Origin of the sequence: Massilia sp., from assembly GCF_032106685.1 — a bacterium.
Classification (GTDB): Bacteria; Pseudomonadota; Gammaproteobacteria; order Burkholderiales; family Burkholderiaceae_D; genus Telluria.
Window position 1 is genome coordinate 13,269 of sequence record NZ_DAMCPG010000054.1, and the last position, 15,115, is coordinate 28,383.

At 66.2% G+C, this 15,115-nt stretch carries 15 protein-coding genes; 7 read left to right on the forward strand and 8 right to left on the reverse strand.

Going from position 1 to position 15,115, the window contains the following annotated elements:
* Nucleotides 1–228: 228 nt before the first annotated feature.
* From RT688_RS21340 to RT688_RS21355, 4 genes are read right to left on the reverse strand one after another with little or no spacing between them, the layout of a single operon-like run.
* The gene (locus tag RT688_RS21340) at nucleotides 229–1,107 is read right to left on the reverse strand and encodes a hypothetical protein (protein ID WP_313706845.1); all 879 of its coding nucleotides are present in this window, start codon (nucleotides 1,105–1,107) and stop codon (nucleotides 229–231) included.
* Nucleotides 1,108–1,124: 17 nt separating this feature from the next.
* Nucleotides 1,125–1,901, reverse strand: a complete 777-nt coding sequence (locus tag RT688_RS21345) for a hypothetical protein (protein ID WP_313706846.1) — start codon at nucleotides 1,899–1,901, stop codon at nucleotides 1,125–1,127.
* Nucleotides 1,898–2,413 carry a hypothetical protein gene (locus RT688_RS21350; protein ID WP_313706847.1) on the reverse strand — a complete coding sequence of 172 codons (516 nt, stop codon included), beginning with the start codon at nucleotides 2,411–2,413 and terminating at the stop codon, nucleotides 1,898–1,900. Before RT688_RS21350 ends, RT688_RS21345 begins: the two co-directional genes overlap by 4 nt.
* 52 nt (nucleotides 2,414–2,465) lie before the next feature.
* Nucleotides 2,466–2,756 (reverse strand): DnaJ domain-containing protein, encoded by a 291-nt coding sequence (locus tag RT688_RS21355; RefSeq protein WP_312550251.1) that lies wholly within the window; start codon nucleotides 2,754–2,756, stop codon nucleotides 2,466–2,468.
* A gap of 240 nt (nucleotides 2,757–2,996) precedes the next feature.
* Between RT688_RS21355 and RT688_RS21360 the strand changes: the two genes are divergently transcribed.
* The 3 genes from RT688_RS21360 to RT688_RS21370 all read left to right on the forward strand — a co-directional run bounded on the left by RT688_RS21360 (nucleotide 2,997) and on the right by RT688_RS21370 (nucleotide 7,809).
* Entirely contained in the window at nucleotides 2,997–4,754 is a 1,758-nt protein-coding gene (locus RT688_RS21360) for a glutamine--tRNA ligase/YqeY domain fusion protein (protein WP_313706848.1), read from the forward strand.
* A gap of 188 nt (nucleotides 4,755–4,942) precedes the next feature.
* Nucleotides 4,943–6,778 carry a CHASE domain-containing protein gene (locus RT688_RS21365; protein ID WP_313706849.1) on the forward strand — a complete coding sequence of 612 codons (1,836 nt, stop codon included), beginning with the start codon at nucleotides 4,943–4,945 and terminating at the stop codon, nucleotides 6,776–6,778.
* 230 nt (nucleotides 6,779–7,008) lie between these two features.
* The gene (locus RT688_RS21370) at nucleotides 7,009–7,809 is read left to right on the forward strand and encodes a glycine-rich domain-containing protein-like (protein WP_313706850.1); all 801 of its coding nucleotides are present in this window, start codon (nucleotides 7,009–7,011) and stop codon (nucleotides 7,807–7,809) included.
* A 151-nt stretch (nucleotides 7,810–7,960) separates the two neighbouring features.
* Here the strand turns inward: RT688_RS21370 and RT688_RS21375 are convergent, their stop codons facing one another.
* From RT688_RS21375 to RT688_RS21385, 3 genes are all read right to left on the reverse strand, one after another.
* Nucleotides 7,961–8,224, reverse strand: coding sequence for a hypothetical protein (locus RT688_RS21375; RefSeq protein WP_313706851.1), 264 nt, complete (start codon nucleotides 8,222–8,224; stop codon nucleotides 7,961–7,963).
* 387 nt (nucleotides 8,225–8,611) lie between these two features.
* Complete coding sequence (locus tag RT688_RS21380; RefSeq protein ID WP_313706852.1) at nucleotides 8,612–8,815, reverse strand: hypothetical protein; 204 nt, start codon at nucleotides 8,813–8,815, stop codon at nucleotides 8,612–8,614.
* Nucleotides 8,816–8,834: 19 nt separating this feature from the next.
* A complete protein-coding gene (locus RT688_RS21385) occupies nucleotides 8,835–9,755 on the reverse strand; it encodes an NAD(P)H-binding protein (RefSeq protein WP_313706853.1) in 921 nt (306 codons plus the stop codon).
* Nucleotides 9,756–9,886: 131 nt separating this feature from the next.
* Here RT688_RS21385 and RT688_RS21390 point away from each other — a divergent pair, with 131 nt between their 5' ends.
* Nucleotides 9,887–10,915, forward strand: coding sequence for a CDP-6-deoxy-delta-3,4-glucoseen reductase (locus RT688_RS21390; protein ID WP_313706854.1), 1,029 nt, complete (start codon nucleotides 9,887–9,889; stop codon nucleotides 10,913–10,915).
* A gap of 260 nt (nucleotides 10,916–11,175) precedes the next feature.
* Entirely contained in the window at nucleotides 11,176–11,562 is a 387-nt protein-coding gene (locus tag RT688_RS21395) for an HPF/RaiA family ribosome-associated protein (protein WP_313706855.1), read from the forward strand.
* 60 nt (nucleotides 11,563–11,622) lie between these two features.
* Here RT688_RS21395 and RT688_RS21400 read toward each other — a convergent pair whose 3' ends face one another.
* Nucleotides 11,623–12,438 carry a helical backbone metal receptor gene (locus RT688_RS21400; RefSeq protein ID WP_313706856.1) on the reverse strand — a complete coding sequence of 272 codons (816 nt, stop codon included), beginning with the start codon at nucleotides 12,436–12,438 and terminating at the stop codon, nucleotides 11,623–11,625.
* Nucleotides 12,439–12,544: 106 nt separating this feature from the next.
* Between RT688_RS21400 and RT688_RS21405 the strand changes: the two genes are divergently transcribed.
* On the forward strand, nucleotides 12,545–13,510 hold the full coding sequence (locus RT688_RS21405) for a GGDEF domain-containing protein (RefSeq protein WP_313706857.1): 966 nt from the start codon (nucleotides 12,545–12,547) through the stop codon (nucleotides 13,508–13,510).
* 65 nt (nucleotides 13,511–13,575) lie between these two features.
* Entirely contained in the window at nucleotides 13,576–15,024 is a 1,449-nt protein-coding gene (gene sbcB, locus RT688_RS21410) for an exodeoxyribonuclease I (RefSeq protein WP_313706858.1), read from the forward strand.
* Nucleotides 15,025–15,115 lie beyond the last annotated feature (91 nt).

Sequence of the window (15,115 nt, forward strand, 5' to 3'; positions counted from 1 at the left end):
CGGAGTGGGAGGGTGTGTTTACGGGATTGGCGGCTGATCTTTCCATGCCTTCTTGGTGTGTTCGCATTGCCATCGGAACGTGCGCCGCAGGGCTGCGGGCGTTCGCGTGGGCACGGGGTGCCCACCATTCCCATGCCGGCGCAGAGTCGCGGCGATGCATGCGACCGTTGAACGCGTGGGCGGCGCATGCGTTCCTTAGGTGCCGGCACCAGGGTGGAGCCGTCCACCCTACGGGTATTCCGCGTCCAGCTCCGAACCGGCGTAGTTCTCCAGCTCGGCGATGAGTTGCTTCATCGGCGCTTTCGTGACCAGGCTCTTCAACACGGTGCAGCTCTCGCGGTAGGTGCCAATGCGCTCGGCGATGATCGCGCGGTGCGGCGCCGGGACCTTTTCCAGCAGCTGGGTCCAGCCGGCCTCGAAGTCGGGATTGTTCTTGCGTACCGATTTCACGAAACGCTCGAATTCCTTCTGGCCGGTGCGCGCGACGATGCGCCCGCCCCCTTCGACCGCGAAGATGATCGCCAGTGCGATCACGCCCTCGGCGTTCAGGTCGGGGTCGCCGACCGGGCCTTCGTAGTGGTTGCGGCGCAGCCACTGGGCGGCGTGGACGATGGCCTGCACCTGCTGGCGCTGGCGCAGCTGGCCGAGGTAGCGCTCGTAGCCGGACCAGCTTTCGCCAGGGTCGGCGGTGCACAGGTCGACGAACAGCTCCTTCAGGCGGCGCTGGGAATACACCGGGTCCAGGTCGTACTCGCCGACCAGGCTGTCCTCGGGCAGCGCGGCCAGTTCGCGGATCAGGCGGAAGCCCGACTGGAACACGTACTCGGCGCCGTCCTCGATCAGGATATCGAGCGCGACCTCGTCCTTTTCCTCGCCCTCTTCCTCCATGATGCCTTCCAGGCCCAGCGACACGCCGCCGACGGTCAGCAGCAGCGCGCGCCCGATGCCCTCGGCGGTGCGGTCGTTGGTGAACTTCCCGGCCACCATCGCGGTGATCCCCGAGAGCTCGTCGGCCAGGATCGCCGCTTCCTCGGGATCCTCGGCGGCGAGCAGCTTGATCGCGCGCACCAGCCGGGGCGGCTTTTCGATGACGATTGCAGGCAGCATTGCTTGGCGGTCTCCGCTCACGAGAAGATGTCCGTGCCCATGCTCTTGCGCGTGCTGCGACGCGGCATGGTACGGGTCGACGGCACCTGCTTGCGCAGGCGGTACAGCAGTTCGCGCGTGCCGCGCTGCTGGAACTCCGGGTCTTCGTCCGGATCGTCCGGGAACTCGGCGTCGGCCATCTCGGCGCTGTGGCGGAATTCCGGGAACAGTTCGATCAGCGAACGCTCCCAGCCGTCCTCGCTGGCCTTGGCCAGGTCGACCGCCAGCGGCACGATGTCGCTGTCGGACGAGGTCTGGCCGGTCACGTAGCGGCCCTTCAGGTTGATTTCGCCGGCCACTTCCATGATTTCCTTCGGCGCCAGCGACCACAGGATCGCGAACACGGTGGCGCCGTGGTCGGTGGCGGAGGCCTCAAGCAGCAGCTCGTGGCGGCGGTCCTCGTCGTCGCTGGCGTAGACGACGCCGTGCACATGGTTGAACAGGCCCTCGGCGATGCGCTCGGGGTCGTCCTCGATCATGTCGTCGGGCCAGGTGGCGGCCATGTAGGCCAGGCTCTCGGCCCAGGCCTTGGGCGGCACCAGCAGCGTCGCGACCGAGGTCTTGGCGCCGTCGAAGCCGGCCAGGTGCAGCGCGGTCACCTGCGGCGGCAGGGTCGACAGCACCTCGGCCACGGCGTAGTCGCCGTGTTCGTCGGCCGCCTGCGAGAACGCCTCTTCGGCGTGCTGCAGCGAGCCGGCCAGCACCAGTTCGCTGACCTGCTTGGTCAGCGCCGGCAGATTGGCTTTGTCGTTCATTCACGTTCTCCCTGGTCGAAGATCTGGGTGAAGTCGTCCGTCGCGGCGCTGTCGTCCATGCCGTCGTTGTCGTCGTCGTCGCCTTCGTCGCCCTCGGCCAGCTGGTCGAGCGACTGGTCGTCGTCGGCCCAGCGGCCCTGGTGCTTGTAGAGGAAGGCGGTGATGATCGCCTGGCGCGCCAGTTCCGGATGGTTTTCCGTCATGGCGGCGTACATGGCGGCGCCGTCCTCGCCGTCGCACTCGGCCATCGCGAACACGCGCGCCGGGTCGTCGCCCTCGTAGTCGGCCGCTTCGCGCAGCAGGCCTTTCGGGTCCTTGAAGCGAATCTTGTCAACGAGCGCGAAGGCCATCAGGTTGACGTCGTCGATGCCGGAACCGCCGGCGTATTCCGACACCAGCGCGCCGACCATCATGTCGTAGTTCTTGCGGTTGGGCGGGTCGCCCAGGGTGCCGTCGATCTGGCCTTCCAGTTCGCGCGACTGGTAGGCGAATTCGGGATGTACTCTTTTCATCTTGTTTGTCCTGTATGCGGGGGTTCGGAGCGTCCTGCTCCGGCGGCGATGCTTACGCCTGCAGCGTCACGCCGTTCAGCGCGAACAGCGAGCGCCACAGTTCGAAGGCCTCGGCCTCGGGGTCGAGCACGATGCGGTGGTTCACGCTCTGGTTGTATTCCTCGCGCTTGGCAGGGTCCGACAGGATCTCGTAAGCCTTGGTGACGGCCTTGAAGCGCGCCTCCGCGCCCGGCGCCTGGTTGCGGTCGGGGTGGTAGCGCATGGCCAGCGAGCGGTAGACCTTCTTGATCTCGTCGTCGCTGGCGTTCGGCGCGACGCCGAGGATCGCGTATAAATTTTCCAATTTGGAACTCTCCGGCTATAGCCGAAAAACGGCAAAACGAGATTATCCTATAGAAAACGCCAACTTGACAGCGTGGCCACGAGTCCGGAAAGCGGCGCGCGGACTTGGAAGCGGCAACATTGGCCTCAAGTATCTGCCTGGGCGCCGGCGCGAACCGTGCGCTCCACCACATAGGCGGACCGCGGCGCCCCTGTGTACGGTAAAATGACAGCAACTTTACCTATCCAGACACCTTCTTTCATGAGTATTGATAAGAACAACGCGGCGGCGGCGAACGCGCCTTCGTCGAACTTTGTGCGCGCCATTGTCGAGAACGACCTGGCGGCGGGCACCCACAAGCGCGACGGCATGCCGCAAGTCATCACGCGCTTCCCGCCGGAGCCGAACGGCTACCTGCACGTCGGCCACGCGAAATCGATCTGCCTGAACTTCGGCCTGGCGCGCGACTACAACGGCCGCTGCCACCTGCGCTTCGACGACACCAACCCGGAGAAGGAAGACCAGGAATACGTCGACACCATCATGGACAGCGTCAAGTGGCTGGGCTTCACCTGGGAGCAAGGCGGCGAGGAGTTCCTGCACTACGCCTCCGACTACTTCGACAAGCTCTACGAGATGGCCGAGTACCTGATCCAGAAAGGTTTCGCCTACGTCGACAGCCAGAGCGCCGAGGAAATGGCGAAGAACCGCGGCAACTTCGGTACGCCGGGCACCAACTCGCCCTACCGCAACCGCCCGGTCGAGGAATCGCTGCAACTGTTCCGCGACATGAAGGCCGGCAAGTACAAGGACGGCGAGCACATCCTGCGCGCGAAGATGAGCGAGGACGCGATGTCCTCGCCGATCATGACCAACCGCGACCCGGCCCTGTACCGGATCCGCCACGCGCACCACCACCGCACGGGCGACGACTGGTGCATCTACCCGATGTACGACTACACGCACCCGATTTCGGACGCGATCGAGAACATCACCCACTCGCTGTGCACCCTGGAGTTCCAGGACCACCGCCCGTTCTACGACTGGCTGGTCGAGACCCTGGCCGAGGGCGGTTTCTTCCAGCGCCCGGTGCCGCGCCAGTACGAATTCGCGCGCCTGAACCTGACCTACGTCGTCACCTCCAAGCGCAAGCTGCGTTCGCTGGTGGACGACGGCATCGTCACCGGTTGGGACGACCCGCGCATGCCGACCATCGTCGGCCTGCGCCGCCGCGGCTACACGCCGGAATCGATCCAGCTGTTCTGCGAGCGCATCGGCGTCTCGAAGGCCGACGGCTGGATCGACATGAGCACGCTGGAAGGCGCGCTGCGCGACGACCTCGACCCGAAGGCGCCGCGCGCGATCGCCGTGCTGCGTCCTTTGAAATTGATTGTCGAAAACTTCCCGGAAGGCGAATCGGTCGCCTGCACCTCGCCCGTCCACCCGCACCATCCGGAAATGGGCCAGCGCAGCTTCCCGTTCACGCGCGAGCTGTGGATCGAGCAGGAAGACTTCATGGAAACCCCGACCAAGGGCTACCACCGCTTCACCCCGCCAGTCGGCGACCAGCCGGGCGCGCGCGTGCGCCTGAAGTACGGCTTCGTGGTCGAGTGCACCGGCTACGACAAGGACGAGAACGGCAGCGTGACCGCCGTGCGCGTGAAATACTTCGAGGATTCGAAGTCGGGCACGCCGGGCGCGGACAACTACAAGGTCAAGGGCAACATCACCTGGGTCAGCGCCGCCGCCGCCCTGGAAGCGGAAGTGCGCCTCTACGACCGCCTCTTCCTCGACCCGCAACCGGATGCCGGCGGCAAGGACTTCAAGGCCGCGCTGAACCCGAACGCGCTGGAAACCGTCACCGCCTATCTCGAACCGGGCATGGCCGCGGCCGTGGCCGACCAGCGCTTCCAGTTCGAGCGCCACGGCTACTTCGTCGCCGACCGCGTCGATTCGCAACCGGGCAAGCCGGTCTTCAACCGCGTCACCACGCTGAAGGACAGCTGGGGCGGCAAGTAAGGCCGACTCCGCTCCGAAACAGGAACGACAGCACCATTCCGCCCCGGCCCTGCCGCGGCGGGATTTTTTTATGTTGCTGCCGCGACGCAAGCAAGCTGTCAGGACTGCTAGGTAACAGCGTTCGCCGTCTGCGCGATTCTGATCGAAATCAAAAATAAAGAATTGAATAACGATTGGGAGCAGAAACGATGGGAATCGTGGCCGAGTTTGCGCAGAGAATCGCATCGATCAGGCTCGGTTCCTGGCTGGGTGCGCTGCTATCGCTCGGCGTCGGGACCGGCTTGCACATCAGCACCAGCAATGCCATCGAGAACGACGCCCACGAACGCTTCCTGCACATGGCGCGCAGCGTCCAGTCGATCCTGGACAGCCGCATCAAGAGTTATGCGGACTTGCTGCGCGGGACTTCCAGCCTGTTTCTTGCCGGGGACGATGTCACCAGCGAGGAATTCCGCCGCTACGTGGCCGGCCTCGACCTGGAAAACCATTTCCCCGGTGTCGAGACGATCAATTTTGCGCGCACCTTCAGCGACGCCGAGCGTCCCGCCATCGAAGCACAACTGCGGCGCGAGCTCGGCGCGAAAGGGCTGGATTTTCGCATCCGGCCCACTGGCCACCGTCCCGAATACACGGTACTGACCTACATCGAACCCAGCTCGGCGCGCGCCGACCGCATCGGCATCGACCTGCAGGCGCGTCCCGCGGTCGCCCTGGCGCTGGCCCACTCGCGCGACACCGGCGACGCCTCGACCTCGGGCACGCGGGTGCCGATCAAGCCCCATACCAGCGGGCTCGGCATGCGCATGCCGGTCTACCGTCCGGCCATGCCGCTGAACGATGTCGCCCAGCGCCGCGCGGCCTACATCGGCTCGGTCGGTATCGGCTTCAGCGTCTCGCGCCTGGCGCAAGGCGTGCTGGACAACATGCCGAAGCATTCGACCCGGCTCGTGATTTCCGGCTTGAGCCCGGTCGAAGAACTCGGCGGGCCGCCGGGCGTCTACCAGCGCACCGTATTCTTCGACAACCAGCCCCAGGCGCGCGAATACGCGCCGGACATGTTCCGCGCCCTGCTGCCGGTGGGCGTGAGCGGGCGCGGCTGGGATATCGATTTCCGCATCGCCAAGCACAGCATGTATTCGGAAATCGACAGCTACCTGCCCTGGGTGGCGATGCTGGCGGGAACGACCAGTACCGCCCTGCTGTATGCGCTGTTCCAGACCCTGAGCTCCTCGCGCCGCCGCGCCATCTCGCTGGCCGAGGAAATGACGGAGGAGTTGCGCGCCAGCGAGACGAAGCTGCAGAAGACCAACGATAACCTGCGGCGCCTGGCGGCGCATGCCGAGACCATCAAGGAAAACGAGCGCAAGCGCATCGCGCGCGAGATCCACGACGACCTCGGCCAGAACCTGCTGGCGCTGCGCATCGAGGCCGACCTGCTGGCCTCGCGCACCAGCCGCCGCCACCCGCGCCTGCACGCGCGGGCGCGCTGGACGCTCGAGCAGATCGACGCCACCATCAAGAGCGTGCGCCAGATCATCAACGACTTGCGCCCGCACGTACTGGACCTGGGCTTGACCGCCGCGGTCGACTGGCAGATCGCCGAGTTCCAGCGCCGCACCGGGATCGCCTGCGAACTGGTGTCCGACGGCCGCGAATTGCACGTGAGCGACCGCTGCGCCACTACCCTGTTCCGCATCCTGCAGGAGTCGCTGACGAACGTCTCGCGCCACGCGCGCGCCACCGCCGTGCGAGTCGAGCTCGCGCTCGACGCGGAATCGATCTCGATGACGGTGAGCGACAACGGCATCGGGCTGGCCAAGAGCGGCAGCCAGAAGCCCGGCTCCTTCGGCCTGGTCGGCATCGAGGAGCGCGTGCGCATCCTCGGCGGCAGGTGCCTGATTACCAGCCGGCCGAACGCCGGCACGACAGTCCACGTGTCAATCCCGACTGCCGACAATCTGATCTCCGTATCCCAGGCCGCGCCAGCGCCGCCGAGCCCGATTCGCGTCTTCGAAAGCCTGTAGCCGAAAATGCGACACTCGTCTACTTGACATCACTCAACTTGCGATTAATCAACTATTTTCGCAAGCTTGGGGTAGAGAATGGTCATTAATGTGATGCGTCAAACCGGGCTTTTTTCACCCACGCTGCACTCGACCAGAAGGAGGGCCACATCATCAGTCAGCACGACTTCGTCATCCAACGGAACACCAAATCACAATAATGACGCAGTAGCCAAAACAAAGGATGAATCATGAACTCGAATAACGATTTCGAAGTGATCGCCGCCCTGGATTTGAACCCGATCAAAGTCAAGCTGATGCACAAGGAGTCCGGCGAAGGCTGGTCGCTCGAACGAGCGAACGCCACGGAAATCGAATACCGCCGCTTCCTGTACCTGATGAAAGCCTTCCCGAACGAAGAGACGGCGCCGCTGGTGGACGTCGACACCTTCTGGCACTACCACATCCTCGACACCATGAAGTACGCCAGCGACTGCGAGCAGGCCTTCGGTTACTTCCTGCACCACTATCCCTACATCGGCCTGCGCGGCCAGGACGACATCGCGGTCCAGGAACAGGCCGGCCAACGCATGCGCGAACTGTACGAGTCGACCTTCGGCGAGCCCTACGTGAAGCAGGCCGGCGCCGCCTGGTGCGGCCGCGCGCCCCAGGACGCGGCGAGCGCCGCTGAGGCCGCATGGTGCGGCCGCGCCCCGGCCGCGGCTGCCGAAGGCGCGGGCCACACCGCATGGTGCGGGCGTTCGCCCGTCACCGCCATCGCGGCGGCGGTCCGCACCGCATGGTGTGGACGCGCGCCGGAAGCGGCGCAGGAAACCGCATGGTGCGGGCGGGCGCCGGAAGCGGTCAGGCAAGCTGCATGGTGCGGCCGCGCTCCGGCCGATAGCGCTGCCAAGGTCCAGACCGCCTGGTGTGGACGGGCGCCGGTTGCGTCCGCCATCGAAGCCCAGACCGCATGGTGCGGCCGGGCGCCGGCGAATACCGCCGCCGAAGTCCAGACCGCCTGGTGCGGCAGGGCGCCCCTGGCCGCCTGAGCCGATGTGCAAGCCTTGCCGAGGCAGGGCGTTGCAAGGGCAGCACTGCCGCCGTCCGCGAGGACGGCGCACCAAGGACAAACATACGCGAGCATGGGCATGGCGCAACGCCCTGCCCTTCACCGAGCCGGCCTGAGGCCGGCTCATTTTTTCAGGCGGCCGACATCCCCGCGTCCGGCGAGACCATCAGCGCGCGCAGTTCGCGGATGCTCAAATCGCTGATCTCATGCATGCGCAACAGGATGGTGGCGCCGATCGGCAGGGTGTTATGGCGGATCTTGCTGATCACCGGCGGTGCGACTTCCAGCGCGCGCGACAGGGCGGCGTCGTTCTTCAGCTGCAGTTTGGCGATGATGGCGTCGAGTACGCGGTTGGGGTCGTAGGCTGCGCCTTCCGGCAGTCTTCTGATGGGCATTTCCAGATTCTTTCCAATTATCACACTCCGTGTGTAATTTCTTACATATACATTTTGAACGTAAGAAATTGCCTCTGCGGAGCAAAACAGCACCGTTTGTACGGTGATTTTTCAAGCTTGTAATGATAATGGGAAAGTTAGATTTTATTCAAGCAACTGTAGGATTTCCCCTACAAATCGAAGGGAAAATGTGGAAGTTTCCCGACAAATACGATGTGCGCAGGCCCAACCCGGCCCGCGTGCATGGGCACGGGGCACGGGCTGCAACACGCAACTGGTGGACAGGAAGACAGGCGCCACGGCGGCGCCGGCACGGCACGCGGCCGGGCGGAAAACGAGGGAGTGAAGGGAATGGGGCGGACGCCGGACGGCGCCCGCGCGGCAGGCTTACTTCTTGCTGCTGGTCTTGAACAGGGCGCGCGCGTCCTCGTGGGCGCGGTCGAGGGTGCGCATCGATTTGTGGTCGTCGTGGGCGATGAAATAGCCCCGCTCCTGGGCATCGACGACGATCTTGATCGCGGCCTCGTCGTCGAGATCGTATTTTTCGACGATCAGGGTCGTCACTTCATCCAGGAATTCTTCGTAGGTCATATTGGTTTCCTTCATACGGTTATTTTACCAGCCGCCATTGCGCCAGCGCAGCGGCGACGTCCGGGTAGCGCAGGCGCACGCCCAGTTCGCGCAGGCGCGCGTTGTCCAGGCGGCGCGACTCCGACATGAAGGACAGCAGCACCGGCGACACCTGTTCGCGCAGGGCCGCGCGCGCCAGGCGCGGCGGGCGCGGCAAGTCGAAGGCATCGGCCACCGCGTCGAAATAATCGCCCATCCGCATGCGCGTGTCGTCGACCGCGTGGTAGACCCGGTTCGGCAGGCCGCGAAACAGCGCCAGCGCGACGATCCGCGCCAGGTCGTCGGCCTGGATGTGGTTGGTGTAGACGTCGTCTTCACGCCGCAATGCCGGCGTGCCCTCGCGCAGGCGCCGCAGCGGCAGGCGGTCGAGCGCGTAGATGCCGGGCACGCGCAGGATGGACAGCTGCCCGCCGGTGCGGCGCGCCCAGGCGCGCAAGCTGCGTTCGGCGTCCACCCGGCGCCGGGCGCGGTCGTTCTTCGGCGCCACGCCGCGGGTTTCATGCACCAGCGCGCCGCCGCAGTCGCCGTACACGCCGGTCGTGCTGACGTAGGCCAGGCGCGCGCCCGCGGGCAGGACCGCAACCAGGTTGCGCGTGCGCCGGTCTTGACCGCCGCTGGGCTGGGGCGGCGCCAGGTGCACGACCTGGCGGGCCAGGCCGCGCAGGCGCGCCAGCGTCGCCGGCTGGTCGAGATCGGCAACGACCGGCACCGCGCCGAGCGCGCGCAGCGCCGCGCAGCGTTCGGGGTCGCGCGTCACGGCGAAGACGCGAAAGCGTCCGGCGAGGAGGGGCAGCAGGCGCATGCCGACGTCGCCGCAGCCGACCAGCAGCAGGCGTGGCCGTTTGAAGGATTTGGTATTCACGGCAGGTATTGTATGCGAGCCGCGCCGGACTGCCGGCATGCGCGGACCGGCCGCGGCCTCGGGCGCCTCTCCCGCACGCGCCGTGTAAAATAGCCCACTTCCATTGCAGCGGAATACACATTCCGCTGACAAGCAATCTTTCGAGTCACCTTATCTCCAAGAATCCACACATGACGTTCCAGATCACTGTCCAGCCCAGCGGCCACCAATTCGCGTGCGAGTCCGACGAAACCGTGCTCGCGGCCGCGATCCGCGCCGGCGTCGGCCTGCCCTATGGTTGCAAGAATGGTGCCTGCGGTTCGTGCAAGGGCAAGGTCGTCGACGGCCTCGTTTCCCACAAGCCGCACCAGCAGCGCGCCCTGAGCGAGCAGGAAAAGCTGCAGGGCTTCTCGCTGTTCTGCTGCGCGGTGCCGGAAGGCGACGTGGTGATCGAGGCGCGCGAGGTCGGCGGCAGCAGCGACTACCCGGTGCGCAAGATGCCGACCCGGGTCCAGAGCATCACCCGCGCCGCGCCGGACGTGGCGATCGTTACCCTGCAACTGCCGGCCAACGAGGCCCTCGCCTACCGCGCCGGCCAGTACATCGAGTTCCTGCTGAAGGACGGCAAGCGCCGTGCCTACAGCATCGCCAGCGCGCCCTCGCTCGAGCGCCCGCTCGAACTGCACATCCGCCACCTGCCGGGCGGCCTGTTCACCGACCACGTGTTCGGCGCCATGAAGGAACGCGATATCCTGCGCTTCGAAGGGCCGCTCGGCACCTTCTTCCTGCGCGAAGAGTCGGACAAGCCGATCGTGCTGCTGGCCTCGGGCACCGGTTTCGCGCCGGTCAAGGCCCTGGTCGAGCACCTGATGCACCTGAAGTCGACCCGTCCCGTGCGCCTGTACTGGGGCGGCCGCCGTCCGCAGGACCTGTACATGGACGAACTGTGCCAGGCCTGGACCGCCACCCTGCCCGACTTCCAGTACATCCCCGTCATCTCCGACGCGCTGCCGGAAGACAACTGGACCGGCCGCACCGGTTACGTCCACGCCGCCGTCATGCAGGACATCCCGGACCTGTCCGGCTACCAGGTGTATGCCTGCGGCGCGCCGGTGATGGTCGACGCCGCGCGCAGCGAATACGTGGCGCAATGCGGCCTGCCGGCGGACGAGTTCTTCGCGGATTCGTTCACGACCGAGGCCGACCTGGCGCAAGAGTAATCGATCAAACCCGTAGGGTGGGCGGCTGCACCTGGCGGCATGGGGAACACATGGCGCTTGCGCGGCCCACGCGTTCCATGCACGTGTGAGCCGCGCGGCAATGCGCAGGATGGTTGAACGCGTCGGCGGCGCAGCGACGCGGTCACCGGCCTCTGCGCCGTGCCGTTCCCGGTGTCGTCGACGATAAACGCCAGCCGGGCGCGCCAAAAATGGCAAAAAGCGTAAGATTGGCTCCAGAACAGATGAATACGGAGCCACTTATGCAAATCAACGTCAACACCGACCGCACCATCGAAAACCACCAGGGGCTGGACGAACACGTCGAGACCGTCCTGCGCGCCGCCATCGGCCGCTTCGAGGACTACCTGACCGGCGTCGAAGTCCACCTGACCAATGAAAACCGCGAAAAGCATGCCGACGGCGGCAACGGCTGCACGATGGAAGCGCGTGTGCGCGGCTACCAGCCGGTCGTCGTGCACGATCATGCCGACGACCTGCGCCAGTCGATCAAGAATGCCAGCGGCAAGCTGGCGCGCGCCCTCGACAGCACGATCGGCCGCCTGAACGACAAGGGCCGCCGCGAGGCCCCGCCGGTCGAGGCCGTGCCGGACGCCCTGGCCGACAAGAACCTGACCAGCGGCGCCTGATGCGCCACGAGCCTCTCCCGGTAGCCGGGAGAAGCGCATGACTCGGCGCCGGGCTGGTGTTCAGCCCGGCGTCGTTCCTTCCACCATCGCGCGCACCTCGCGCAGGTAGCGCAGCCCCGCCAGGGCCCGGCTGCCATACCAGGACATCATTTCCCCATCGACCAGGAACACCGGGATGCCGATTTGCTTCTCGAGCGCATCCGCGTGCGCCTGGGTGAAGCGGTAGGGCTCGGTCGACAACAGCACCGCGTCCAACCTCGATACGAGCGCGTCGGACCAGGAGAAACGCGGGTAGCGCGCCTCGCCCAGGTCCGGCACCTTCCACCCCAGCTCGCCGAGCATGCGCGCGATATAGGTGTCGCGCGACACGCTCATCCATGGGTCCTGCCAGATGCAGTACAACACCGTGCGCTCCGGCCCGCGCTGCTGCGCCTGCAGTGCGGCATGTTCCGCCTCGAAGGCCGCGCACCAGGCTTCGGCTTGCGCGGTCGCGCCGAAGATCCCGCCCATCAGCCGCGCCAGGGCCAGGTTGTCGCGCGGCGCCAGCGGATGGGTAACGACGACGTTCGGCACGAACCGGGCAAGTTCCTCGACGGTCGGCTTTTCGTTTTCGTCGATGTTCACCACCAGGTGGGTCGGCGCCAGCCTGCGGATCTTCTCGATGTTCACGTCCTTGGTGCCGCCCACCTTCGGGATCGCCTGCACGATCTCCGCCGGATTGATGCAGAAACCGGTGCGTCCGACGACTTGCCCGGCCAGGCCCAGGTCGCACAGCAGTTCGGTGATCGAGGGGACGAGCGAGACGATGCGCGCGCCGGGCGCGGGAAGGTGGCTGACGCCGAGCGCGTCGACGAGAGGGGTGTCGGATGGATGCATGGCCGCTATTGGAACACCGATGTTTCTGAAACACCAGTCAGACTCGCCACAATCATGGTTTATCATGCAATGTGTATGTCTTAGCCACCACGCGGAGGAGTTCGTCTTGGAACACATCGGTAACTTTGCAGAGTCGGGCTACCAGGTCGAGGACCTGCAGCTGTTTCGTGGCGCCGACGCGGCCGCCACGGCGAGCGCGCTCGCCGATTGCGAGGTGGTGCGGGTCGGCGCGGGCGAACTCATCGAGGACACGGTTCGTGCCCGCCTGTACATCGTGCTCTCGGGCATGCTGGAAGTCGAGACCGACGGCCATGCCGGCGCCTCCGACGGCAGCGTCAACCGCATCCTGGCCGGCGAAAGCGTGGGCGAGCAATCGGTGCTGGACGACGCCGTCAACCTCGATGCCGTGCGCGCGGTCGAGGACAGCGACTTGCTGGTGATCGAATCGGCCCTGGCCTGGGAGCTGATCGACCATTCCAACGCGGTGGCGCGCAACCTGCTGCGCCTGCTGTCCTTCCGCATCCGCGCCGCCAACGCCCTGCTGCGCCGGCGCCAGAAGCTCGGCGAGTTCTACCGCCAGCTGTCGCTGAACGACACCCTGACCGGCCTGTACAACCGCACCTGGCTGGCCGACATGCTGCCGAAGCTGGTGGCGCGGGCGCGCACCCAGGGCAGCCCGCTGGCCCTGCTCATGATCGACCTCGACAACTTCAAGAAGTTCAACGACACCCACGGCCACCTGGTCGGCGACGCCGCCCTGTGCGCGGCGGCGAACGTCATCCGCGACGGCCTGCGCCCGTCGGACTTTGCGGTGCGCTATGGCGGCGAGGAATTGATGGCGGTGCTGCCCGACACCAGCGGGGAGCTGGCGCGGATGGTCGCCGACCGCCTGTGCCAGCAGATGCGCGAAGTCGTGCTGTTCCCCGACATGCGCGTGCCGATGCCGCACCTGACGGCCTGCTTCGGCGTCGCCGTGCTCGATGCCAACGGCGACGAGACCGCCCTGATCGAAGCGGCCGACGCCGCCCTCTACCGCGCGAAGGAAGCCGGACGCAATTGCGTGAGCCTGTGAGCCGGGCGGTTGACGGATCGGTGCGGCGCCCCGACAATCCGTGCGGACCCTAAACACGGACTTCGATGAGCACCCACACCTTCCTCTGGCACGACTACGAAACCTTCGGCGCCCAGCCGCGCCGCGATCGTCCGGCGCAGTTCGCGGCGATCCGTACCGATGCCGAACTGAACGAGATCGGCGAACCGCTGATGCTCTACTGCCAGCCGGCGCACGATTACCTGCCCGACCCGCAGTCCTGCCTGATCACCGGCATTACGCCGCAGCAATGCCTGGAACGGGGCGTGCCCGAGCACGCATTCGCGCGCCAGGTCGAAGCCGCCTTCAGCGAGCCCGGCACGGTCGGCGTCGGCTACAACACGATCCGCTTCGACGACGAGGTGACGCGCTTCCTGTTCTGGCGCAACCTGATCGATCCGTATGCGCGCGAGTGGCAGAACAATTGTGGGCGCTGGGACCTGCTGGACGTGGTGCGCATGACCTATGCGCTGCGTCCCGACGGCATCGAGTGGCCGCGCCATCCGGACGGCCGGCCGAGCTTCCGCCTCGAAGACCTGACGGCAGCGAATGGCCTGGCGCACGAGTCGGCGCACGACGCGCTGTCGGACGTGCGCGCCACCATCGCCCTGGCGCGCCTGATCCGCAGCAAGCAGCCGAAACTCTTCGACTTCTGCTTGGAACTGCGGCGCAAGGACCGTGTCGCCGAAGAGATGGGCCTGCACCTCGACCCGTCGCTGCGCCAGCCCTTCCTGCATGTGTCGGGCATGTTCCCGGCCGAACAGGGCTGCCTGGCCCTGGTGTGGCCGCTGGCCCAGCATCCGACCAACAAGAACGAGATCCTGGTCTGGGATTGCCGCCACGATCCGTCCGAGCTGTTCGGGCTCGACGTCGAGACGATCCGCCTGCGCATGTTCACGCGCAGCAGCGAGCTGCCCGAAGGCGTCACCCGGCTGCCGATCAAGAGCGTGCACCTGAACAAGTCGCCTATGCTGGTCGGAAACCTGAAGACCCTCAGCGTGACGATGGCCGAGCGCTGGGGCATCGATCTCGCGCAGCAGCGCAGCCACGCCCAACTGGCCCAAAGCGGTCCGAGCATGGCGGCGACCTGGGCCCAGGTGTTCCAGAAGCCGGCGGCCAGCAACGATAGCGACGTCGACGAGGACCTGTACGGCGGCTTCGTCAGCAACGGCGACCGGCGCAAGCTGGAATCGCTGCGCGGCGAATCGCCCGAGCGCCTGGCCGGCATGCGCCCCTCGTTCGAGGACGAACGCCTGGCCGAGCTCCTGTTCCGCTACCGCGCGCGCAACTTCCCCCATACCCTGAGCGAGGCGGACATGCAGCGCTGGGAAGAACACCGCGCGGCGCGGCTCTACGATGGGGCCGGCAATGCGCGCACGGTCGACCAGCTGTTCGGCGAGATCGATGCGCTGTCGGAGACGGCGGACGAGCGGGCGCAGGAGATCCTGGGCGCGCTGTACGATTATGTGGAGATGATTGCGCCGGAGAGGTATTGAGCTGATCCGGGCGGTACGCGGGCGGTGTGGGGCTGTTGCCTGCCCTGTTAATGGTCCGCACGATCCGCGTGGGCTCGAGAGCCCACCCTAC